The 21,860-nt window shown below is 62.7% G+C and carries 20 protein-coding genes, 2 tRNA genes and 1 riboswitch; of the genes, 16 read left to right on the top strand and 6 right to left on the bottom strand.

Features of this window, described 5'->3' with window-relative positions; translation table 11 throughout:
• Window positions 1-88 precede the first annotated feature (88 nt).
• Window positions 89-203: riboswitch (SAM riboswitch) on the top strand.
• A 14-nt stretch (window positions 204-217) separates the two neighbouring features.
• Window positions 218-1,339, top strand: a complete 1,122-nt coding sequence (gene metX / locus AC1DD7_RS02665; protein WP_477513682.1) for a homoserine O-acetyltransferase MetX — start codon at window positions 218-220, stop codon at window positions 1,337-1,339.
• Window positions 1,340-1,345: 6 nt separating this feature from the next.
• On the opposite strand, the gene AC1DD7_RS02660 is transcribed toward metX, so the two are convergent.
• The 3 genes from AC1DD7_RS02660 to AC1DD7_RS02650 are packed head-to-tail and all read right to left on the bottom strand — an operon-like array spanning window position 1,346 to window position 3,869.
• Complete coding sequence (locus tag AC1DD7_RS02660) at window positions 1,346-1,777, bottom strand: hypothetical protein (protein WP_477513681.1); 432 nt, start codon at window positions 1,775-1,777, stop codon at window positions 1,346-1,348.
• Window positions 1,778-1,821: 44 nt separating this feature from the next.
• A complete protein-coding gene (locus AC1DD7_RS02655; RefSeq protein WP_477513680.1) occupies window positions 1,822-2,979 on the bottom strand; it encodes a winged helix DNA-binding domain-containing protein in 1,158 nt (385 codons plus the stop codon).
• A 44-nt stretch (window positions 2,980-3,023) separates the two neighbouring features.
• Window positions 3,024-3,869, bottom strand: a complete 846-nt coding sequence (locus tag AC1DD7_RS02650; RefSeq protein ID WP_477513679.1) for an SGNH/GDSL hydrolase family protein — start codon at window positions 3,867-3,869, stop codon at window positions 3,024-3,026.
• A gap of 68 nt (window positions 3,870-3,937) precedes the next feature.
• Here AC1DD7_RS02650 and AC1DD7_RS02645 point away from each other — a divergent pair, with 68 nt between their 5' ends.
• A complete protein-coding gene (locus AC1DD7_RS02645) occupies window positions 3,938-4,591 on the top strand; it encodes an alpha/beta hydrolase (RefSeq protein WP_477513678.1) in 654 nt (217 codons plus the stop codon).
• Window positions 4,592-4,661: 70 nt separating this feature from the next.
• Here AC1DD7_RS02645 and AC1DD7_RS02640 read toward each other — a convergent pair whose 3' ends face one another.
• Complete coding sequence (locus tag AC1DD7_RS02640; RefSeq protein WP_477513677.1) at window positions 4,662-4,889, bottom strand: RNA-binding S4 domain-containing protein; 228 nt, start codon at window positions 4,887-4,889, stop codon at window positions 4,662-4,664.
• A 23-nt stretch (window positions 4,890-4,912) separates the two neighbouring features.
• On the opposite strand from AC1DD7_RS02640, the gene AC1DD7_RS02635 reads away from it, so the two are divergent.
• The 14 genes from AC1DD7_RS02635 (at window position 4,913) to AC1DD7_RS02570 (ending at window position 20,073) form a co-directional block, all read left to right on the top strand.
• Window positions 4,913-5,917: a DMT family transporter gene (locus AC1DD7_RS02635; protein WP_477513676.1), complete on the top strand. Its 1,005-nt coding sequence runs from the start codon at window positions 4,913-4,915 to the stop codon at window positions 5,915-5,917.
• A 136-nt stretch (window positions 5,918-6,053) separates the two neighbouring features.
• Window positions 6,054-7,439, top strand: coding sequence for a glycine--tRNA ligase (locus tag AC1DD7_RS02630; RefSeq protein WP_216925355.1), 1,386 nt, complete (start codon window positions 6,054-6,056; stop codon window positions 7,437-7,439).
• Window positions 7,440-7,441: 2 nt separating this feature from the next.
• Complete coding sequence (locus AC1DD7_RS02625) at window positions 7,442-8,404, top strand: GNAT family N-acetyltransferase (RefSeq protein WP_477513675.1); 963 nt, start codon at window positions 7,442-7,444, stop codon at window positions 8,402-8,404.
• Window positions 8,405-8,617: 213 nt separating this feature from the next.
• On the top strand, window positions 8,618-9,991 hold the full coding sequence (locus AC1DD7_RS02620; protein WP_477513674.1) for an FAD-binding oxidoreductase: 1,374 nt from the start codon (window positions 8,618-8,620) through the stop codon (window positions 9,989-9,991).
• 55 nt (window positions 9,992-10,046) lie between these two features.
• Window positions 10,047-11,549 carry a YibE/F family protein gene (locus AC1DD7_RS02615; RefSeq protein ID WP_477513673.1) on the top strand — a complete coding sequence of 501 codons (1,503 nt, stop codon included), beginning with the start codon at window positions 10,047-10,049 and terminating at the stop codon, window positions 11,547-11,549.
• A 111-nt stretch (window positions 11,550-11,660) separates the two neighbouring features.
• Window positions 11,661-12,599 (top strand): ABC transporter ATP-binding protein, encoded by a 939-nt coding sequence (locus tag AC1DD7_RS02610; RefSeq protein ID WP_477513672.1) that lies wholly within the window; start codon window positions 11,661-11,663, stop codon window positions 12,597-12,599.
• A complete protein-coding gene (locus tag AC1DD7_RS02605) occupies window positions 12,596-13,372 on the top strand; it encodes an ABC transporter permease (RefSeq protein WP_477513671.1) in 777 nt (258 codons plus the stop codon). Before AC1DD7_RS02610 ends, AC1DD7_RS02605 begins: the two co-directional genes overlap by 4 nt.
• 29 nt (window positions 13,373-13,401) lie before the next feature.
• The gene (locus AC1DD7_RS02600) at window positions 13,402-14,511 is read left to right on the top strand and encodes a sensor histidine kinase (protein WP_477513670.1); all 1,110 of its coding nucleotides are present in this window, start codon (window positions 13,402-13,404) and stop codon (window positions 14,509-14,511) included.
• Window positions 14,508-15,119, top strand: a complete 612-nt coding sequence (locus tag AC1DD7_RS02595; protein ID WP_477513669.1) for a response regulator transcription factor — start codon at window positions 14,508-14,510, stop codon at window positions 15,117-15,119. Before AC1DD7_RS02600 ends, AC1DD7_RS02595 begins: the two co-directional genes overlap by 4 nt.
• Window positions 15,120-15,203: 84 nt before the next feature.
• Complete coding sequence (gene dusB / locus AC1DD7_RS02590) at window positions 15,204-16,385, top strand: tRNA dihydrouridine synthase DusB (protein ID WP_442006223.1); 1,182 nt, start codon at window positions 15,204-15,206, stop codon at window positions 16,383-16,385.
• 65 nt (window positions 16,386-16,450) lie between these two features.
• Window positions 16,451-17,767 carry a deoxyguanosinetriphosphate triphosphohydrolase gene (locus AC1DD7_RS02585; protein ID WP_477513668.1) on the top strand — a complete coding sequence of 439 codons (1,317 nt, stop codon included), beginning with the start codon at window positions 16,451-16,453 and terminating at the stop codon, window positions 17,765-17,767.
• A 48-nt stretch (window positions 17,768-17,815) separates the two neighbouring features.
• Window positions 17,816-19,726, top strand: a complete 1,911-nt coding sequence (gene dnaG, locus AC1DD7_RS02580) for a DNA primase (RefSeq protein WP_477513667.1) — start codon at window positions 17,816-17,818, stop codon at window positions 19,724-19,726.
• Between the two features lie 86 nt (window positions 19,727-19,812).
• A tRNA-Asn gene (locus tag AC1DD7_RS02575) sits at window positions 19,813-19,885 on the top strand.
• A 115-nt stretch (window positions 19,886-20,000) separates the two neighbouring features.
• Window positions 20,001-20,073, top strand: a tRNA-Asn gene (locus tag AC1DD7_RS02570).
• A gap of 46 nt (window positions 20,074-20,119) precedes the next feature.
• On the opposite strand, the gene AC1DD7_RS02565 is transcribed toward AC1DD7_RS02570, so the two are convergent.
• Together AC1DD7_RS02565 and AC1DD7_RS02560 are read right to left on the bottom strand one after the other, a co-directional pair.
• Window positions 20,120-20,527 carry a hypothetical protein gene (locus AC1DD7_RS02565; RefSeq protein ID WP_224166936.1) on the bottom strand — a complete coding sequence of 136 codons (408 nt, stop codon included), beginning with the start codon at window positions 20,525-20,527 and terminating at the stop codon, window positions 20,120-20,122.
• A gap of 43 nt (window positions 20,528-20,570) precedes the next feature.
• Entirely contained in the window at window positions 20,571-21,854 is a 1,284-nt protein-coding gene (locus tag AC1DD7_RS02560) for an alpha/beta hydrolase (RefSeq protein ID WP_477513666.1), read from the bottom strand.
• Window positions 21,855-21,860 lie beyond the last annotated feature (6 nt).

The raw sequence follows: 21,860 nt of genomic DNA, 5'->3' as shown, positions 1-21,860 counted from the left end.
TGTTCCTGAACGAAGCGGCCCCAAACCGTCACACAGCTGTCACATTCTTCGCCAAAACAGCTGTATTTTTCCTAGACTCTACGTATTAGGTCATGAGTGCCAGTGACAGCCCCGGCTTGCTGGCCGGCAACCCTCCTCCGCGGTGGGGTGCCCCGGGTGAAGACCTGGCCTGTCGCACGCAAGGCGGCAGGCAAGCGCGAGGTTAGGTGTCAAAGGAATGACCATTACTGCTACAGCACCCCCCAAACCGGGCAAAGAAGACGGGACGGTCAAGTACGCCGGCGTAGGTTCGCTGGAACTTGAAGCCGGCGGTTTTCTCCCGGACGTTGTGTTGGCCTATGAGACCTGGGGGCAGTTGAACGCGGATGCGTCCAACGCAGTCCTCGTCCAGCACGCACTGACGGGAAGCACGCATGTGGCCCGCGGTGCCACTGATGAGGAAGGCTGGTGGGAGCAACTCGTTGGCCCGGGCGCGACGATCGACACCAACCGGTTCTTCGTTATCTCCATCAACATTGTGGGCGGCTGTTACGGCAGCACGGGCCCATCGTCCCAGGCGCCGGACGGGCGGCCCTGGGGATCCCGCTTCCCCCTGATCACTTTGCGCGACAGCACGGTGGCTGAAGCCCGCCTCGCCGACGCGTTGGGGATCAAGTCATGGCACGCCGTCCTTGGCGGTTCCATGGGTGGGGCGCGGGCACTTGAGTGGGCGGTGACCTTCCCTGAGCGTGTCCAGCGGTGCGCAGTTATTTCTGTCGGCGCCTACAGCACAGCCGAGCAAATCGCTTTCGCCCAGTCGCAGACACTCGCCATCCGCCAGGACCCGAACTTCAACAACGGCGATTACTACGGTGGACCAACTCCTGAGGCGGGCCTTGCCCTGGCCCGACGGATAGCCCACATCACGTACCGATCAGCGCTGGAGCTTGATTTCCGCTTCGGCCGGGAAGCCCAGCATCAAGAGACGCCCCTGGCTGCCCCGGTCCTGGGGGAGCGTGGCCGCTACCAGGTGGAAAGCTACCTCGACCACCAAGGCACCAAGCTGGTGCGCCGGTTCGATGCGAACAGCTACATCGCCATCACTGAGGCACTCATGTCCCACGACATCAGCCGTGGCCGGGGCACCTTGCAGGAGGCCTTGGCCAGCGCCACTGCTGAATTCTTTGTAGCAGCCGTCGACTCCGACCGCCTCTATTTCCCGGCCCAGTCATTGGAACTGGCACAAAATCTGCCTGGCGACGTGCCCGTCCACGTGATCGAGGCCCCCATCGGGCACGATGGCTTCCTCACCGAAATCGGGCAACTGTCAGCCCAACTGCATCAGGCCTTCTTCGCCTAGGCCGGCTTAGCCGTTCATGATCTCGCCGCGCTGCTTCATGTAGTCCTCCATGGCGATCTCGCCGTTGCTGAACTTGAGGTCCAGTTCGGCCAGTTTTCGCGCACGGAAGCCTTGCTGCTCAGAGCCGCTGTTGCTGGGGAACGTAGGTGAAGAAGCGTTCGACGGCGGTCCTGCCGGCGGTTGCGCATCGGCAGGGCGGACGGTGGCGGGCTCTCCGGGATAGCCCGGGTAGCTCTGCTGCGGGTACCCCGGTCCCGGAAGATTCTGCGGGGGATAGCCGGGGCCCGGATAGTTCTGGCCAGGGTAGTTCTGACCCGGGAAGCTGCGGTCCTGGAAATTACGATCCTGGAGCCGCCGCGCCCGGGACCTGTTGTATAGGCGGATTCCCATGGGAATCAGCCAAGAGCAGACGATGATCCAGAAGATCAGATTGTTCACGGTGCAGGCCTCCTAGGTCTTAAACCCAGCTTAGTCCCGCCGTTTCACACCAGCTTTGTCTCCATGCCCAGGAACCTCCCATAGCGTTCCACCTCTGCCTCCAAAGCTTGTTGTTCGGCTGTTGTGACGGGCCGGTTCATTCGGACATCGAGTTCGCAGATCCCACCGGAGAAGCCGTGGCGCCACCATCCGGCCAACCTGCCATCCAGCAACACCACGTGAATGGGAGCATCGCCCTCCGGGAAATAGGGTGCCCTTCCGCCGAGGTAGTGCCTCGATTGGGAATAGCCCATCACGTATTCGTCGTAGCACTGGATGAGATCGACGCGGGGGAGCAGCGGCCCATCATGAGCTGGCGGGGGAGCCGCAGCAAGTGCTTCCACGTCTTCTGCTGGCAAGTAGAAGTCCAGGCCCTCAATCGCCACAGGCACCAAGGCGCCGGGAGCGGACTCTTCAGCTGTCTGTAAGCCAAGCCGTACATCTTTCACGGTCAGTCCGGACCACGCGGCACAGTCCTTGATGGTTGCAGGTCCGCGGCTGGTGAAGTATCGCAGGGCCAGCTGGCCCAAGGCCCACCCACGCTCATCCCCGATTAGCGGATCCTTGCCGGTAGCGAGCACACGTTCGTCGAACAAGGCGTATGTCTGTTTGAGGGCACCCCCTGCAGAACGGACCGGTGCGCCGCTCACCAGGATTTTGCTGATCTCCGCGTGCATGAGGTGGTAAACGAAGCCAAGGCCTTTGCCGGGGAGCCCTGCCTGTTCCAGGACCCCGGCTAATTCTTCGCGTGTTTTGTGGGCTCCACCGGCCACAGCTTCAGCGAGGATGTGCCCGCTGCGGGCGGCGGCGTGCTCATCAACTCCCGTCTGCCTGTACATGCCTTTGTTGACTTGATGAAGGCGATCCGCAGACAACCCCATCAACCAGCCGAGGTCCTCACGATGCACAAAATGCCACGTCGGCCGCAGGATATGCGTACGCAGGATCCTGCCGTCAGCCACCGCCTGCTCCACCTCGTCGGCAGTGGTTCCGGGCGTTCGCTGGGCAAGGCTCCACCTCGCATAAGGAAATTCCTGCGACTGCACCGCGAGGAGGTTGCGCAGCACGTCATCAACGCCTTCGCCGTACGGAGCCCGCAACTGCTGACGCCGAAGCCTGGATTGCACAACCTCGTCCGGCGCCAGTGGAATGTCAGCGTGCATCGCGGAGCTCTTTCCGTGCGTCAGTCCTGCAAGCGATCCTCACGTTAGCCGCGCGGCAGCATGGTGCCGTTGGGACCGAAGACCGGTCCCGCCGTCGGGCGTTTGGGGGTAATGCCGTCGCCGGAGGATCGATGCCGCAACCTGCGGATAACCCAGGGAACAAAGTACTCACGGGCCCACACCAGATCCGAGGAACGGGCTTCACGCCAGGTGCGAACCGGCAGGGGCTTCGGCACCAGGGGTTCGAGGGTGTGCTGGACGTTCAGCGCTTCCAGGACCATCATCGCGATGGTGTGGTGTCCCAGCGGTGAGAAGTGCAGGCGGTCTTCGTCCCACATCCGGGGATCGGCCAACTGCCTCAGTGACCACATATCCGCGATGATTGCGTCGTGCCGTGCAGCCACCGTCCTGAGGTTCTCGTTGTAAATGGCCACCTTGCCGCGGATACGGCCCAACACCGAGGACGCAGTGTCCGGTCCGTTGAACAACACCACAGTGGCACCACCGGAGCCCAGTTCCTGAACTGCAGCGTCCAGCTTCTCCGCCAACAGGTCCGGGTCGCCACCGGGCCGGATGAGGTCGTTGCCGCCAGCGGAAATCGAGACAAGGTCCGGCTGGAGTTCCAAGCAAGGACCAACTTGTTCATCCACTATCTGCTGCAGCAAGCGCCCACGGATAGCAAGGTTGGCGTAAGCGAAATCCTCATGACCGCGGCCTAGTTCTTCCGCTACACGGTCAGCCCATCCGCGGAAGCCGCCGGGGTTCTGGGGCTCGGGATCACCGATGCCCTCCGTGAACGAATCCCCCAGTGCCACGTAACGGCTCCAAGGGTGTGTTTGAACCGGATCGCCCGGCTTCACCAATGAATTGACGTCACTCACGCTTTCCATCCTGCCTTGAACCTGCAAACCTACGCCACCGCAGGTTGTTACCCATCAGTAACTGCAAGAATAGACCCATGACTGAAGCCGTTGCATTCCCCGCGCCCGTTGTCCTGTGGTCCCATGACGAAGCCGAGCGGGAGGGCAAGCCGCTTCTGGTGCTGCTGCATGGCTATGGCTCCAACGAGGACGATCTCTTCAGCCTTGCCGGCCTGCTTCCCGAGGGATTTGTGGTGGCTTCCTTGCGCGCGCCCATGCCCATGGGCCCCGGCTTCACCTGGTTCCCGCTCACGGCGTCAATCGAATATTCCCTTGAAGCAGTAAAGCTTGCCGCTGAGTATGCCCTTGAATGGTTGGACACTGTCAAAGCCAATCATTCTTCAGTGACGCTGCTGGGCTTCTCGATGGGCATGGCCATGGCGACCACCATGCTCCGCTACCGTCCCGCGGACTTCGCTGCCGTCGTCGGGCTTTCGGGTTTTGTGGTGGACGCAGGCGATGACCCCGCCTTCCGCGATGCCGAACTGGACGGCACCTTGCCGATGTTCTGGGGCCGCGACCAGCAGGACCCCGTCATTACCCCGGACAAGATCGAATACACCATGGGATGGGTGCGCAAGCACGTGGACCTCACCAAGGTGCTCTACACAGGCATGTGGCACGGTATCAACCAGCAGGAAATCGGCCATGTGGGGGAATTCCTGACCCACAAGGTGCTGTCCACCACGTAGAAAAGCAACGCGGGGTCACTTATGGCCCCTTGGGAGCCTCACCATGGGCCATAAGTGACCCCGCGTTGCTTCAGGCGGTGGTGATCCGGACGGTCTGGCCGTTGACGGTAACGGTATCTCCGGCGTGCAGCTGGCGGCCGCGGCGGTCGTCGATTTCGTCGTTGACCTTGACCAAGCCGTTCTTGATGAGCTCCGTTGCTTCAACGCCGTCCTCCACGAGGTTGGCAAGCTTCAGCAGCTGGCCGAGGCGGATCATGTCGTCGCGGATGGGGATCTCTTCGATTTCCGGGTTGCTCATAGAGCAATGATGCCTGAAGTAGTGTGGGGTCGGTGCCGCAGTCTTCGCTCCGTTCAACCCTTCCGCTCGCCATTGGCCTCCCTGTTGCGGTAGCAACTGGCCTGGTCATTCCGCTTCAAGGAAGGATCAACGGGGCGCTCGGGGCCCGGCTGAACGATGGCATCGCCGCTGCCGTGGTGAGCTTCACCACAGGCCTGGTGCTCATTGCGGCCATTTCCCTTGCCACGCCCAAAGGCAGGGCGGGTCTTCGCCGCATCGTCCCGGCTGTCCGGGACCGTAGCTTTCCCCGCTTCTACGTCATGGCCGGCGGAATCGGCGCTCTCTTCGTCTTTGCCCAGTCCTTCACCATTGGCCTGCTGGGTGTGGCCTTGTTCACCGTTGCTGCGGTCACGGGGCAGACCCTGAGCGGCCTCCTCGTGGACCGCATGGGCATAGGTCCCGGCGGCAAACGGTCCATTACGGGAGTGCGGATCCTGGGCAGTGTGCTGACGGTGGCCGCCGTTGCCTGGGCTGTTTCCCCTCGGTTCGGGGGCAATACCGACATCGCCTCGCTGGTGTTGCCCGTCCTGTTGCCTCTGGCGGCAGGGTTTCTCATGAGTTTCCAGCAAGCCATGAACGGAACCGCCACTGTTCACTACGGGACGCCTGTGGCCGCCACGCTGGTCAACTTCATTGCCGGTGCCGTCATCCTCTGGATTGCCTGGCTGATCAAGCTTTCCGTGGCAGGCGCGGGCAACCCGCTTCCGGGTGAATGGTGGTTCTACCTGGGCGGCCCCATGGGCTGCCTTTTCATTGGGCTTGCGGCGCTCTTGGTCCGAAGCCTTGGTGTGCTGGTCACCGGTCTGGGTATGATCGCCGGCCAGTTGGTGGGTTCCTTAGTGCTCGACGTCGTGATCCCCAGTCCCGGTGCGGTGGTCGCCTTGCCCACGGTGTTGGGTACGGTGCTGACGCTCGCGGCCATCATCGTGGCCACGCTGCCCTGGCCCAGGGGAGCATTCGTACGAAAGGTCCCGGGCAAAGGCCGGTAGGCTAGGACACGCAGCTTTCTGCACAGTTATTATCCGCACCAATTCCCCAGCCCACCCCGCCGGACAACCTCGTCCGGGATCCGGGGCAACCACCGCGGACCGCACCCAGCGGCCCTGTAGAACAAATGGAGTACCCATGGCAGCAAAATCCGTCCTTGACCAGGTCATTTCCCTCTCCAAGCGGAGGGGCTTTGTCTTCCAGGCCGGTGAAATCTATGGTGGCTCCCGTTCGGCGTGGGACTACGGACCCCTTGGTGCGGAACTGAAGGAAAACATCAAGCGCCAGTGGTGGCAGAGCATGGTCCGCGGCCGCGAAGACGTCGTAGGCCTGGACTCCTCAGTCATCCTTCCCCGCCAGGTCTGGGAAGCCTCCGGCCACGTAGAGGTGTTCTCGGACCCCCTGGTGGAATGCCTCTCCTGCCACAAGCGCTACCGTGCTGACCACCTTGAGGAAGAGTACGAGGAAAAGAAGGGCCGTCCCGCCGAGAACGGCCTGAAGGACATTGCCTGCGCCAACTGTGGCACCCGTGGCCAGTGGACCGAGCCGCAGGAGTTCTCCGGCCTCCTGAAGACCTTCCTTGGCCCGGTGGCCAACGACGAAGGCATGCACTACCTGCGCCCGGAAACGGCCCAGGGCATCTTCGTGAACTTCAACAACGTCCTCACCACGTCCCGGAAGAAGCCGCCGTTCGGCATCGGCCAGATCGGCAAGTCCTTCCGCAACGAGATCACCCCGGGCAACTTCATCTTCCGTACGCGCGAGTTCGAACAGATGGAGATGGAATTCTTCGTCGAGCCAGGCACAGATGAGGAATGGCACCAGTACTGGATGAAGGAGCGCATGTCCTGGTACACCAGCCTGGGCATCCGTGAAGAAAACCTCCGCTTCTTCGAGCACCCGCTTGAGAAGCTGAGCCACTACTCCAAGGGCACCACGGACATCGAGTACCGCTTCGGTTTCCAAGGCTCCGAGTGGGGCGAGCTCGAGGGCATCGCGAACCGCACGGACTTCGACCTCTCCACGCACGCCAAGGCTTCCGGTACGGACCTGAGCTACTTCAACCAGGCCACCAACGAGCGCTACACCCCGTACGTGATCGAGCCCGCCGCCGGCCTGACGCGCTCCTTCATGGCCTTCCTGATTGACGCCTACACCGAAGACGAGGCACCCAACGCCAAGGGCGGCGTGGACGTCCGCACGGTCCTGAAGCTGGATCCGCGGCTGGCCCCCGTCAAGGCAGCCGTCCTGCCGCTGAGCCGCAACGAGGACCTGTCCCCGAAGGCAAAGGCGCTGGGCACCCAGCTGCGCAAGAACTGGAACATCGACTTCGACGACGCCGGCGCCATCGGCCGCCGTTACCGTCGCCAGGACGAGATAGGTACTCCGTTCTGCATCACAGTGGACTTCGATACCCTCGAAGACCAGGCCGTGACCATCCGTGAGCGCGACACCATGAGCCAGGAACGCGTGTCCCTGGACAAGGTTGAGGCTTACCTGGCAGCACGACTGATCGGCGCCTAACCGTGGCTTTGGAATACCGCGAGTGGAAGGAAGGCGACGACCTCGCCCTCCTGGAAATCTGGGGCGGCCCGGAGACGCTGCCCGCAGAACAGTTCCGTGCTGCTTTGGCGCCTTCGAGCAACCAGCCTTGGCGCCGCTGCATCGTTGCCGAGGACGTCGTTGACGGCGTTCGCATCCCCGTTGCCGCCGGCGTAGTTCATGAAGCGTCCCTGCATCCGGAACGTCTCTGGGCTTATATCGAGGTTGCCAAGGACCATCGCCGGAACGGCGTTGGGGCCACCCTGCTGACCATGCTGCGCCGCGAAGCCGGGAACTCGCCGTCGGGCGTTTCCAAGCTTCGCAGCAAAGTTGAGCCGGGCACGCCGGGGGCCGCTTTCGCCGAGGCTGCAGGTCTTGGACCCATCCAGCGTTCCCAGTTGGTAGTGGTGGAGCCTGAGCCGCTGAAGCTCCCGCGGTTCGGCGACGGTTCCGAGGAAGCTGCGTCGGAGCGTGTCGAGGATCTCGCCACCGGATCCGTGGAACTCAGCGAAGTGGTGGGCAGCTACTACTCAGCCGTCCATCACTGGGACAGCCCAGGTGAGCTCAGCATTCCTACGGTGCAGCGGCTCTTCCTGCACGATCTCACCGGGGCGCACGGGGCCATTGTGCTTCGTGCACCGAAGGAAAGCGCCTTTGGTGGGGGAGTGCCGGCCAGCCGAAAAGGCAAGATCCAGGCGTTCGCCATCAGCTACGCCCAAGGCAACTCCGAGGAGCCTTCGGATGTCTTCCTGGGTCACGATCCGAAGCTGTCCGCCGACGACGCAGAGGCTGCCGTACGGGACCTCCTGGCGCTCATTGCCTACCAGCACCCTGTGTTGTTGGAAGTGGACGAATCCATGACGGCGCTGCGCAGCGTCCTGGCACCCTTGCTGGAGTCGGGCAAGGCCCACGTCCGTGGCGCTGACACACTGATCGTGAGCGACTGACCACTTATCTGCATGTCCGGATCCCGCTTTGCCCATCGCCGATGGGCAGGGCGGGATCCTGGCTTTAAGCTCAGTTCGTATTCATGCTGGAAAAGTCTTGACGCGCCCATGGCGCAGGAGTAGGAAGGCGACGTAAGCCACGCGCCGGCACACTCGGAGGGAAGCGGCGTCTGTGGAACAGCTCCGGTCTCCTTTGAATCGGCGGTAACAACAATGAACGGAACGGCCTTGGACGGGCTGCGGGATCAGCTGCGCGGACAGCTCATCACTCCCGAAGACCCTGAATACGATTCGGCACGGGCAGTCTTTAACGCCATGGTCGACAAACGTCCTGCGGGCATCGTCAGGGTGGCCCAGGTGGCGGATGTGATCGCGGGAGTGAACTTCGCACGAGAGAATTCCATGCCCCTGGCAATCCGGGGCGGCGGACACAGCGCCCCTGGATTTGGAACAGAGGATGACGCACTGGTGCTGGACTTCGTCAACCGAACAGGGGTCAGGGTGGACCCGGAGACCGCCACTGCGCGGGCCGAAGGCGGAACCACATGGGCTGACTTCAATCACGCAACCCATGCCTTCGGACTGGCCACCACTGGCGGGATCGTCGGTTCCACGGGAGTGGCCGGGCTAACCCTGGGCGGCGGGATAGGTTACCTGGCCCGCAAGTACGGTCTCTCCTGCGACAACCTCGTTTCAGCCGATGTGGTCACGGCGGATGGAAAGTTCCTGGTTGCCAGCGAAGACCAAAACGAGGACCTGTTCTGGGCGCTCCGGGGCGGTGGCGGCAACTTTGGCGTGGTGACCTCGTTCGAGTTCAAACTCCATCCCGTTGATATGGTCCATGCCGGAGTCATTCTCTATGGCGCAGAACATACGGACACCGTTGCCCGGTTCTACCGTGATTACATCGCGAACGCCCCGGAAGAGTTTGGCGCGTTCCTGGGATTCCACCAAGGACCACCTGTTCCGTTCCTCCCCGAAGAGTGGCACGGCAAGCCTGTCTGTGTGGTGGTGGGGATGTGGACGGGGGATATGGGAGAAGGCGAAGCACGCTGGCAGCCCTTCCTGGACGCCGCTCCTGTTGCCGGCTCACTGGTAGCTCCTATGCCTTACCCAGCCCTGAACGTTGCCTTCGACGCCCTGAACCAGAAAGGAATGCAGGGCTACTGGAAGGCGAACTTCCTCCCCGAACTCAGTGATGGCGCCATCCAAGCTCACGCTGAGCACGGCGCGACGGTCACCAGCGTCAATACGGCCGTCCATATTTACCCGATCGACGGCGCCGTCTCACGCGTTGGCGTCCACGACACTGCCTTTGCGCATCGGGACATGAAGTTCGCGCCGGTCATTGCCGCGCAATGGATGGAGCCTACGGACAACGAAGCCAACATCGCCTGGGCGCGGGGGTATGCGGCGGCTCTTGCACCGCACTCGGCGCTGGGCGGGTACATCAACTTCATGGACACCGAAGACCAGAACCGGGTCACTGACAATTACGGCCCCAACTGGGATCGTCTGGTGCAGGTCAAGAGCAAGTACGATCCCGGCAACCTTTTCCATGTGAACCAGAACATCAAGCCCGCCTGAGGGAAGGCTTTGCATGTGACCCGGCTAGGCTTGAAGCCATGAGGTTTTGCAGCTGATGGGTCACGGACACTCCCACGGTCACGGTCATTCTGAAAGTTCCGAGCCAACCCCGCAGGCCGTTGCGTCCCGGAAACGCGCCAACTGGCTCCTGGCTGCGGTGCTGGTTCCCCTTGGAGTGCTCACTGTCATCGCCATGATGGTCATGTGGCCCTCGGGCAGTCGGGACGGAATCTCCTTCGCGAGTCCCTACCAGGCTGCCCCGGGGGTGACGTTCGATACCGGAAAGATCCAGAGCGTGGTGCAGGAAAGTTGCACACAAACCGGACAGTCCACGCAAGGACAAACGGATACTGGCCAGACGGACACCGGTCAAACGGGCCAGTCCGGCGGATCCGACTGCACTTTTGCTTTCACCCAGCCGGACAAGGGCGGGGAAGCCGTCAAAGTAGTGATCAACCCCGACGTCGCCAAATCCCATGGGGTGGATGTGGGGGACTCGATCCGCTATCTGAACCTTTCCGGTGTCCAGGGCGCATCGCAAGGCAACGGCTCGCCGTCGTACGTTTTTGTGGATTTCGTGCGGAGCCTGCCAATTGCCCTGCTGGCCGTGCTCTATGCGGTGGTAGTGATCGCTGTGGCGCGCTGGCGTGGCTTCCGGGCGCTCCTTGGCCTGGTTGGCGCCTATGCCGTGCTGGTCAGCTTCATCCTGCCGGGGCTCGTGGAGGGGAAGCCGCCACTCATGCTGGCTTTGGTGGGTTCCACGGTGATCATGATCGGGGTCCTGTACTTCGCCCACGGCTTCTCGGCGAGGACGTCCACGGCCCTGCTGGGAACCATCTTCGGGTTGGGCATTACAGCGCTGTTGGCGGCGTGGGCCACGGATGCTGCCAACCTTGCAGGCGTCGGTGACCATGACGCTGCCACGCTGATTAATATGTCGGACAAGATTTCAATCTCCGGCATCATCCTGTGCGGACTGATCATCTCAGGCCTCGGCGTCCTCAACGACGTCACCATTACCCAATCCTCTGCTGTGTGGGAACTTTACGAACTGGCCCCGAACACCAGTGCCCGGAAGCTGTTCTCCTCGGCGATGCGGATTGGCCGGGACCACATCGCCTCCACCGTTTACACCATTGCGTTCGCTTACGCTGGTGCCGCCCTTCCGATCCTCATCATCGTGATGCTTTACGACCGCCCACTTGCCGAGGCCCTGACCAGTGCGGAGCTGTCCGAAGAAGTCATCCGGACGCTGGTCGGCTCCATCGGGCTCGTGCTCGCCATCCCGGTTACCACGCTGATTGCCGTCCTGGTGGTCAAAGCCACGGGCGTGAAGGGGGCGGTCCCGGAGCCCACTCTGTCCGTGAATCCGGACGACGTTGACGATACCGGTACGCTCGCAGCCGCGGCCGCCGTCGTGGGTTCTGGCCGGGTCGAAACGCTCGACGGCGGCCGGTCTTCCCGCGTGGTCGGCAAGCCTGCCCGCCCGGGGAGTCGCCGTGCCCAGCGTGAGGCGGAGCGCCGCGGCGACGATGACGGTGCGCGCGGCTCCATGTGACGGCAGGGCAATGACATTTGTCATCTTGGACCGGTGACAGCCTCCACGGGTCCGGGTGGGCAATCCCGGCTTGAATGGATGGTGGAACAAGACCGCCAACCAGGGAGAACCATGGGAATCACGGGAGTGCCGGCAGTCCACGCCGTCGGATTGCACAAGAGCTTCGGGGAGGTCCGCGCGGTTCGTGGCTTGGATCTGACCGTGCAACAAGGCGAAGTTGTGGCCTTCCTTGGGCCCAATGGTGCAGGCAAGACCACCACCATCGACATGATCCTCGGTCTTAGCACCCCCGACCAAGGTGAGGTTTCGATTTTCGGCCACTCGCCACGCGGCGCCATTGCGCGGGGCCAAGTGGCAGCGGTCATGCAGACCGGCGGGTTGCTGCGGGATATTACTGTCCGGGAAACGGTGCAGCTAACGGCCGCAATGTTTGACTCGTCGCGACCAGTGGAACAGGCACTGACCCGTGCCGGCATCCTGGATATCGCCAACCGCAAGGTGGAGAAATGCTCGGGCGGCCAGCAGCAGCGCCTGCGCTTTGCGATGGCCCTGGTTTCTGATCCCGGCCTGCTGATCCTGGACGAACCGACCACTGGCATGGACGTCGCTGGCCGACGCGACTTCTGGGCCGCCATCAGGGCGGACGCCTCGCGCGGCCGCACAGTAATTTTCGCCACCCACTACCTTGAGGAAGCGGACGCTTACGCGGATCGGATCGTCTTGGTCCGTCAGGGCGAGGTAGTTGCCGATGGCACAGCGGCCCAGATCAAGAACCTTGCCTCCGGCCGCACGGTCAAGGCTTCCTTGCCAGCCACTGACCGGCATCTTCTGGCGGGACTCCCATCAGCGGACAGCGTGGACTACGACGCCGGAAAGCTCACCGTACGCACGGCGGACTCAGACTCGGTCGTCCGCTACCTGCTGAACAGCACTGCAGCACACGATCTGGAAGTCGTGGCCAACAACCTTGAGGAGGCCTTCGTGGCGCTCACAGGGGATGGAGCAGAATCAGAAACCACTGAACCCGCACTCGAAGGAGACCGGGCATGAGTACGGCAACGGCAATGCAGGACCGCAAGCCCTCCGCGGGCGGTATCAACCGGACGTTCCTGTGGATCGAGATTAAGCGGATGCTCCGCAACCGCAGGACAGTCATCTTCACAGTCGTCATGCCCGCGATCTTCTTCTTCATCTTCGGCCTGTCCAACAAGAACCAGCAGTTGCCCAACGGCCACAGCTATGGTCAGTACATCCTGATCAGTCTGACGGTGTACGCAGCCATGACCGCGGCCACCGGAGCCGGCAGCCAGGTGGCGGTGGAACGTGCGCAGGGGTGGAGCAGGCAACTCCGGCTTACTCCTTTGCTTCCCGGTGCCTATATTGCTGTCAAAGCTGCGGCAGCCCTGACGTTGTCGCTCGTCGCTGTGATCGCCCAATTCATCATCGGCGCTTTGGCCGGGGTCACCATGGACGTTCAGACGTGGGTGACAGCTGGATTGGTTGCCTGGCTGGGTTCCTTGGTCTTCGCCGCCCTGGGCTTGTTCGTGGGGTATCTCATGCCAAGCCAGAATGTGATGCAGATCCTTGGCCCGGCGCTGGCTATCCTGGCCATGCTCGGCGGGCTCTTTATGCCGATCGAGATCATGGGCGAGACCTTTGGTGCCATCGCCAAGTTCACCCCGGCATATGGGATCGGGCAGTTGGCCCGGAGCCCCATCACTGGACAGTTCGACGCCATGTGGATCGTTAACGTCGTGATCTGGCTGGCGATTTTCGTTGGCGGAGCCGCGCTGGCATTTCGCCGCGACACCAAGCGCGTCTGATCCTGTCCACTTTGACTAGGGTGGGAGTCATGAGCTCCGAGAAGTCCGGCGGAACGTTCCTTGGGAGAGGACCCGGCCGGTGGTATGTAGGCGCCGGATTTTCCATTCTTCTCTGGGCTTGGCCCACGTGGAACCTGGTGTGGTCCGTCGACGAACCGCTTCCCTGGAAACTTTCAGCCTCCACATCGTTGATCGCCTTCTTCGCCGCCTATGCCATTCTTCCCATGTACAGCCGACGCCGGGGCAGCGCGACCGGTCTGGTGTGCGTCAGCATTCTGTTGGCGCTGAACGGCCTGGTGATTTTCCTGGTCGGCCCGGAGGCACTCTGGACGTGGCCCTTCCTCGCGTGCGCGATTGCCATGACCGTGTTGCCGCCCCGCGTCGACTTCGCCTTGATCATGGCGCTTGCCGCAGTCTCCTTGGGTACCGGGCTGTCCACAGGGACACCCGAGCAGGCCTTCTTCCAGCCTGCGCTCATCTTGTCGTTGGGTCTCATGATGTCTTCCTTTGCACGTATGATCCGGCAAACATCCCAGTTGCGTGCGGCGCAAAGCGAATTGGCGGATGCGGCGGTTGCTGCCGAGAGGAGCCGGGTTGCCCGGGACATGCATGACATCCTGGGACACTCCCTGACAGTGATCGCCGTCAAGGCTGAACTGGCAGGCCGGTTGATGGAAGGAGCTACCGGGCCTTCCCTGGACAGGGCGGCGGCGGAGATCACGGAAGTGCAGGACCTCGCCCGCGGCGCGCTGGCTGACGTCCGTGCCACCGTGGCCGGATATCGTGGCGTCAATGTCCTCGCCGAACTCGCAACCGCCAGGACTGCACTGGAATCGGCAGGTATCGAGGCCGAGTTGCCGTCGACTGTTGAGCAAGTTCCAGCCCGGCATCGCGAGCTCTTCGGCTGGGTACTGAGGGAAGGCATCACCAACGTAGTGCGGCATTCCCGTGCCACGCATTGTCGGGTCATGCTGACAGCCTCCGGCGTCCTGGTGGAGGACGACGGCGTGGGGCCGGGTCCCGAAGCGCGCCCCGGCAGCGGACTGGCCGGAATACGGGAGAGGGCGGCCATGGCAGGCGGAAGCGCCAGCATCGGCCCCAGCGAACTTGGAGGTTTCAGATTGGCAGTTGACGTATGAGCATCCGATTGGTGATCGCAGACGATCAAGCGCTGGTGCGGGGTGCCCTGGTGGCCTTGCTGGGATTGGAGCCGGACATCGAGGTGGTTGCGGAACTGGGCGATGGGACAGGAGTCGCCGATGCGGTGGTGGAGTATTCCGCAGACGTCGCAATGCTGGACGTCGAGATGCCGGGACTGGACGGAATCAGCGCAGCCGCTGCCGTCCGCCGGGCGGCGCCCTTGTGCCGGGTGCTGATGGTTACCACCTTTGGTCGGCCCGGCTACCTCAAACGAGCCATGCAGGCCGGGGCATCCGGCTTCGTCGTCAAAGACACGCCGGCGCGGCAGCTCGCCGAGGCCGTGCGTCGCGTTCACCGTGGGCTTCGCGTGGTGGATCCGGCACTGGCTGCAGAATCCTTGACATCCGGCGACAGCCCGCTGACTCTGCGCGAGACGGAAGTGCTGAGGGCTGCCGCTGCCGGTGGGACTGTGGCGGACATTGCCAAAGCAGCAATCCTTTCCGAAGGGACCGTGCGTAACTACCTCTCTGCGGCGATGGCCAAGACCGGCGGAAGGACACGAGCCGAGGCCGTACGAATCGCAGCCGATAACGGCTGGCTCCTGTAGGCAATTTCCGGAACAGCCGCCGGAACGCGCCATGCCCAAAAGTCTCTCGATAGTCGATTTGCCCTGATTTGCAACAATGGATGGGTGACTGTAGTAGCAACGCCCCCTGCCCCAAAGCTTGAGCTTCCGCCTTTGCAGCTCGGTGGGATCACCGTGGACACTCCCGTGATCCTTGCCCCCATGGCGGGCATCACCAACTCAGCCTTCCGCAGGCTCTGCCGTGAATACGGTGGTGGCCTGTACGTGGCTGAGATGGTGACATCGCGTGCGCTGGTGGAACGGACTCCGGAATCGTTGCGCATCATCTCGCACGATGAGGACGAGAAAGTGCGTTCCGTGCAGCTCTACGGTGTTGACCCCGTAACGGTCGGCGCGGCAGTCCGCATGCTCGTCGAGGAAGACCGGGCTGACCACATCGATCTCAACTTCGGCTGCCCGGTGCCCAAGGTCACCCGCCGGGGTGGCGGTTCCGCGCTGCCCTGGAAGATCGATCTGTTCACGTCGATCGTGCAGACCGCCGTGAAGGAAGCCTCCAAGGGTGGCATCCCGCTGACCATCAAGATGCGCAAGGGCATTGACGAGGACCACCTGACGTACCTCGACGCCGGACGGATCGCCCGCGATGCGGGAGTGGCCGCCGTCGCCCTTCACGGCCGCACCGCCGCCCAGTTCTATTCCGGGCAGGCTGACTGGTCCGCCATCGCCCGCCTTCGTGAGGCGCTGCCTGACATTCCGGTCCTGGGAAACGGTGACATCTGGTCCGCAGAGGACGCTGTCCGTATGGTTCGGGAAACCGGTGTGGACGGCGTAGTGGTAGGCCGTGGTTGCCAGGGACGACCGTGGCTGTTCGGCGATCTGCAGGCGGCATTCGAAGGCAGCGACCAGCGGCACCGTCCGGGCCTGCGGGAGGTCGCCGAAGGCGTCTACCGTCACGCAGAGCTCATGGTGGAGACCTTCGGCAACGATGAGTACAAGGCACTGCGGGAAATCCGAAAGCACATGGCTTGGTACTTCAAGGGTTACGTAGTTGGCGGGGAGCTTCGCGCCAAGCTGGCCACGGTTCCCACCCTTGAGGTCCTGCGCGGACTCCTTGAAGAGCTGGACATGGATTTGCCGTATCCGGGCATCGATTCCGAGGGTCCGCGCGGCCGTGCCGGATCACCGAAGAAGCCAGCGCTGCCCAAGGATTGGCTCATGAGCCGTCAACTGAACGCGGAACAGAGTGCCGAAATCTCCGCAGCAGAGCTGGACGTGTCAGGCGGCTAGCTTCACACGTGTAAGACTGGCTCAAGAGGCACCATTACAACGGCGCTTGAAGGAGGCAGATACCCATGGGAACCGAAGCGATGCTGGGCCGCACTGGAACGGCGCACGACTACGTGCTGGCAATTCCGGGCTACACCGAAGCGGATTCTGCGCGGTGGGTGGAAGAGCCGCGAAAGACTACGTACCGCTCCGATTTTGAACGCGACCGGGCACGGGTCCTGCATTCCTCCGCCCTGCGACGGCTGGGCGCAAAAACGCAGGTTGTTGCTCCGGATACGGACGATTTCGTCCGCACCCGTCTGACGCACAGCCTGGAGGTTGCGCAGGTAGGCCGTGAACTTGGCCGTTCGCTGGGCTGCGATCCGGACGTCGTGGATACTGCGTGCCTTAGCCATGACCTCGGCCATCCACCGTTCGGCCATAACGGTGAGTCTGCCCTGAATGAGGTGGCACACACTATTGGAGGGTTCGAAGGCAACGCGCAGACGTTGAGGTTGTTGACGCGCCTGGAACCGAAAGTCCTTGCCGAGGATGGCAGGCCCGCCGGGCTCAACCTGACCCGCGCCAGCCTGGATGCTGCGTCCAAGTACCCGTGGTCCGCCGTCGACGCCCCCGTTATCCATGGCCACCGCACCAGCAAGTTCGGCGCCTATGAGGACGATCTTCCCGTGTTCGAATGGCTGCGTGAGGGCGCTCCCGGTAACCGCTCCTGCATCGAGGCCCAGGTGATGGACCTCGCGGACGATATTTCCTATTCGGTCCATGACGTCGAGGACGCAATTGTTGCCGGCCACTTCCAACTGAAGTGGATGGAAAATCCGGACCACCGCGCCCGCGTCGTGGGCTACACCAAGCAGTGGTACCTCCCACACAACGATCCTGCTGACATTGATGCTGCCCTTGCCAGGCTTGAGGCCACCACGGTGTGGGTCCGCGAGGCCGATGGCAGCCGAAAGTCCATGGCAGCGCTGAAGGATATGACCAGCCAGCTCATCGGCCGGTTCTGCCAGAGCGCCATGGAAACCACGCGTGACCATTTTGGCCCCGCAAACCTGACCCGCTATGGCGCCGAGCTGATGGTCCCGGAGGACACCGTGACCGAAATCGCGGTCCTGAAGGGCCTGGCCACCACGTTCGTCATTTCCACGGATCACCGCCAGCCCGTCTACGAACGCCAGCGCGAAGTCCTGCACGCCTTGGTGGGCGTCCTGAACGCCACAGGCGACCGCCACCTCGAACCGATGTTCGCTGCTGACTGGCGCGACGCTGCCGACGACGGTGCGCGGCTGCGGGTAGTCATTGACCAGGTGGCGTCGCTGACGGATGGTTCAGCCCTGGCCATGTACGAGCGCCTGGTGGGGAGCCTCCCGTCACTCTGGTAGCACCGGCACTCTGACGGGACGCCAAGCTCGAGCGGCTAGGATGGTCACGTGGCTGGCTTGATCAAACGTGAAGATATCGACGAAGTACGCCAGCGCACGGATATCAAGGAAGTCGTTGACGGTTACGTCACCCTGAAGAGTGCTGGCTTGGGTAGCTTCAAGGGCCTGTGCCCCTTCCACGACGAACGCTCACCATCCTTCACTGTGCGCCCCCAAGTGGGCAGATATCACTGCTTCGGCTGCGGCGAAGACGGGGATGCCATCTCCTTCGTCCAGAAAATGGACCACAGCTCCTTCCACGAGGCAGTGGAAAAGCTGGCCGCCAGGATCGGCTACGAGCTGCGTTACGAGGACGGCGGCACCGGTCCGAGCCGCGAAGAAGTGGGCAAGCGCCAGCGCCTCCTGGATGCCCACAAGATCGCCGACGAGTTCTTCCGCGCCCAGTTGCTGACGCCCGGAGCCGCCGAGGGCCGCAACTTCCTCGATGGCAGGGGCTTTGACCGCGCGGCGGCCGAACACTTCGGCGTGGGCTATGCGCCGCAGGGGTGGGATTCGCTCCTTAAGCACCTGCGCGGCCGTGGGTTTACCGATGCTGAACTCAAGCTGACGGGCATGTTTTCTGAAGGAAACCGGGGCATTTACGATCGCTTCCGTGGCAGGCTCATCTGGCCCATCCGGGACATCGCCGGGGACACCATCGGCTTCGGCGCCCGGAAGCTCTACGAGGACGATCAGGGTCCAAAGTACCTGAACACGCCTGAAACCACGCTCTACAAAAAGTCCCAGGTCCTCTACGGGATCGACATCGCCAAGCGCAACATCGCCAAGGACCGGCAACTGGTGGTGGTTGAGGGGTACACCGACGTCATGGCCTGTCACCTCGCAGGAGTCACGACGGCGGTCGCCACCTGCGGCACGGCGTTCGGCACCGAACACATCAAGATCGCCCGGCGCCTGCTTTCGGACGACGGCACCGGGGGAGAAGTGGTCTTCACCTTCGACGGAGACGCCGCCGGCCAGAAGGCCGCCCTCCGCGCCTTCGAGGAAGACCAACGATTCGTCGCGCAAACGTACGTCGCGGTAGAGCCCACTGGCGCTGATCCCTGTGATCTTCGTCAACTCAAGGGCGATGCCGCAGTACGCGAACTCATCGACAGCAGGAAGCCGCTCTTCGAGTTCGCGATCCGGGCCTCGCTCCGCAGGCACAACCTGGACACGGTAGAAGGTCGCGTCGCAGCGCTGCGGGAAGCGGCGCCCGTTGTGGCACAAATCCGCGACTCCGCCATCCGTCCCGCCTACATCCGCGAACTCGCTGGCTGGTTGGGCATGCCGATTGAGGAAGTCAGCCGCTACGTCGGGGCCGCAGCCAAGCGCGCGGCATCCGGCGCTGCTCCGTCCGGCGGGGCTCAGTCCGGCGCTGTGGAGCAATCCACGACGACGGCCGCATCGTCGAACGGTCAGGCGTCGAGCGGTCAGGTCTTCAACCGTCCCGACCCGCGGGACCCCGTGGCAGGGATGGAGCGCCAAGCACTGGAAGTGGTCCTCCAGGAGCCCTCAGTCCTGGGCGACGGGGCATGGGAGCGCTTTGAGGCGTCCCATTTTGCTACTCCTGCCTACGCGGCGGTCCACGCAGCCGTGCGTGCCACAGGACTGGCCCACGCGGCTGATCCCGTGGCATGGGTGGAGCACATCCGGCAGGAAGTCCCGGAGCCTCTTCGGCCCTTGGTTTCTGAGTTGGCGGTAACGCCTTTGCCGGCCAGTACCCCGGAGGCCATGCAACGCTATTGCCGGGACATTTTGGCGAGGCTTTTCGAACTGCAGATCACCCGCATTAAAGCGGACAAGATGGGCCAGCTGCAGCGCCTTGACGCAACTGCATTTCCCGAGGAATTCCAGCGCCTGAACCGGGAACTGATGATGTTGGAAATGCAGCGTCGAGCCCTGCGTTCAGACTCGTGACGGTCTCTGCCGAGGGCTGTCGGAAGGGGCTTGGAGGCTCGATTTCGTTTTCCGGCGGGGCCCTGTTAAGCTAGTAACCGCTTCATTCCTCCGTAGCTCAATTGGCAGAGCATTCGACTGTTAATCGAAGGGTTACTGGTTCAAGTCCAGTCGGAGGAGCGCACAATACCCCCGTTTCGGAGTCTCGGAACGGGGGTATTTTTATACCCCCAGGGGGTATCTCCGGCCGATTCGCATTCGCATAAAACCTTTGCTAAAGTCATAACCGCTTCATTCCTCCGTAGCTCAATTGGCAGAGCATTCGACTGTTAATCGAAGGGTTACTGGTTCAAGTCCAGTCGGAGGAGCGCAAGGACCCCGCACCGGTTTCGTACTGGTGCGGGGTCCACTTTTTTACACAAAATCCATCTCGACCTGGAGGAACCGTGCCGCTTCGGCCACGGCCGCCAGGAAGGCTTCCTGTTCGGTCGGCGGTGTCCGCGGTTCGCGCGGATGCCATTCATGGGGTGCGGAGTAGACGCGGGTGAAACCTCCGCCCGGGGGCGCATAGAAGATTCCAAACCGCTGGACCGGCCACTCAGGTGAGGTCTCCGGGGCAACCAGCAACGCGGCGTCGGCTTCGGGGTTGTACCACTGGGCGATAGGCCGGCGGCGATCGTCCGTGAAAAGGCCGGCTGCATACAGTGCCGCAGACTGGGGACTGGTCACAGAGCACAAACGGTCCCACCACAGCGGCAGGATGCGTTCATCCCGACGCTGCCAAGGTGCCGGAAGCGGCTGCAGCTCTTGCCAATGTGGCACATCTCAACTTTATCGCCGGGGGCGGGCCGGCAACAGGCCCTGCCTAGCCGGACAAACCAAGCCTGGGATACAGCACCTCGAACCCTTTTGTCAGGCCAGCGTTCAATGCGATGCCTACATGCCCGCCATTTGGCACCTCGTAATAGGTCACCGTCATTCCGGAAGCTTTTGCAGCCGCGGAGACAGCCTTCGCAGCTGCAACATAGGTCACATCATCCGAGCCCACGGTGAAAACGGCTGTGGTGTCTGGAAATTGCTTACCCTTCATGATGTTGATGGGTTTCTGTGCGTCATAGGCTGCCTGGTTGCCGCTAAAGATCTCTGCCAGGTTGCCTGCAGGGTCCTCCGCCCCGGGAAACTCCTCGCCTGAGATGTCCACCACATTGCCCCACATCTTCGGGTATTTGAGGGCAAAGGAGATGGCGCACTGCCCGCCGTTGGAGTATCCGGCGATGGTCCAATGGTCGCGGTCCGGGAGGATGTTCAGGTTCGCCTTGGCCCAGTTCACCACGTCAACGTTGATGTACTTCTCCACGTTTCCGTACTTGGCTGTGTCCAGGCACAGAGTGTCGTCTTGATCCGGTCCGATCTGGTCGGCCACGATCGCGACGGGCGCCAAGCCGTTGTTCTTCGCAGCAAATTCGTCCAACGCGGCCGAAACGTACTGGGGATCAGGGAGGCCCGGCTGGCCCATCATGAGGACGAACAAGGGCAAACGGGGAGGGTTCTCCGTCAGGGCTGCAGGCGGCAGGTAGATCCCGGCAGGGCGGGCATTGAAACCCGAGGCGGTGGCTGGAATGACCTGCGTTCCCACCTCGCCCTTTGTTGGCATGTTGGCTGGTGGTTTCCAGTTCTGCCAGAGGGGCCCGGAAGGAAGGGGAGCGTCCGGGTCCGGCTTGCTCAGTTGGATGGCTTCCTCAGTGGAGATCCCCAGCGCTGAGCCCAGGGTCCTGTTGAGCCCGAACTCCATGTTGACGCCCAGCGCAGTAACCAGGAGGAACACAGGAATCGATATCGCCGCCACCACCTTCCGCCACCGGGGACTGTGGCGAAAACTAACCACGGCCAGCCCAAGGGCAGCGAAGCCGGTGATCACCCAGAACCACACGCGAGGTGTCAGGCCCACGTGGAAGACGTCCAGGACATCCTCCACGATCCAGACCGTAAACCAGCCCAGCGCTGCTGTTACCAGAATGCCAACGAGCGCGGTGATGACCCAGCGCGAAGACGGCCTGAGGAACAGCAACAGGAAAAGCCCGACGCCGATGACCACGGCTATCGTCATGACCACCGGCCCGCTGATCTCGATTTCCAGGAGGCCCTTCATGACGGC

Source organism: Paenarthrobacter sp. 10L412, assembly GCF_056395565.1.
The sequence above is the reverse complement of the archived record's forward strand: the minus strand, read 5'-3'. Positions and strand labels throughout refer to the sequence as shown.

Excerpts from the sequence above, each read along its gene's own strand:
- metX (WP_477513682.1), top strand. The coding sequence starts at position 218 with ATGACCATTACTGCTACAGCACCCCCCAAACCGGGCAAAGAAGACGGG.
- AC1DD7_RS02655 (WP_477513680.1), bottom strand. The coding sequence starts at position 2,979 with ATGCACGCTGACATTCCACTGGCGCCGGACGAGGTTGTGCAATCCAGG.
- AC1DD7_RS02650 (WP_477513679.1), bottom strand. The coding sequence starts at position 3,869 with ATGGAAAGCGTGAGTGACGTCAATTCATTGGTGAAGCCGGGCGATCCG.
- AC1DD7_RS02645 (WP_477513678.1), top strand. The coding sequence starts at position 3,938 with ATGACTGAAGCCGTTGCATTCCCCGCGCCCGTTGTCCTGTGGTCCCAT.
- AC1DD7_RS02640 (WP_477513677.1), bottom strand. The coding sequence starts at position 4,889 with ATGAGCAACCCGGAAATCGAAGAGATCCCCATCCGCGACGACATGATC.
- AC1DD7_RS02630 (WP_216925355.1), top strand. The coding sequence starts at position 6,054 with ATGGCAGCAAAATCCGTCCTTGACCAGGTCATTTCCCTCTCCAAGCGG.
- AC1DD7_RS02620 (WP_477513674.1), top strand. The coding sequence starts at position 8,618 with ATGAACGGAACGGCCTTGGACGGGCTGCGGGATCAGCTGCGCGGACAG.
- AC1DD7_RS02615 (WP_477513673.1), top strand. The coding sequence starts at position 10,047 with ATGGGTCACGGACACTCCCACGGTCACGGTCATTCTGAAAGTTCCGAG.
- AC1DD7_RS02610 (WP_477513672.1), top strand. The coding sequence starts at position 11,661 with ATGGGAATCACGGGAGTGCCGGCAGTCCACGCCGTCGGATTGCACAAG.
- AC1DD7_RS02605 (WP_477513671.1), top strand. The coding sequence starts at position 12,596 with ATGAGTACGGCAACGGCAATGCAGGACCGCAAGCCCTCCGCGGGCGGT.
- AC1DD7_RS02600 (WP_477513670.1), top strand. The coding sequence starts at position 13,402 with ATGAGCTCCGAGAAGTCCGGCGGAACGTTCCTTGGGAGAGGACCCGGC.
- AC1DD7_RS02595 (WP_477513669.1), top strand. The coding sequence starts at position 14,508 with ATGAGCATCCGATTGGTGATCGCAGACGATCAAGCGCTGGTGCGGGGT.
- AC1DD7_RS02585 (WP_477513668.1), top strand. The coding sequence starts at position 16,451 with ATGGGAACCGAAGCGATGCTGGGCCGCACTGGAACGGCGCACGACTAC.
- AC1DD7_RS02560 (WP_477513666.1), bottom strand. The coding sequence starts at position 21,854 with ATGAAGGGCCTCCTGGAAATCGAGATCAGCGGGCCGGTGGTCATGACG.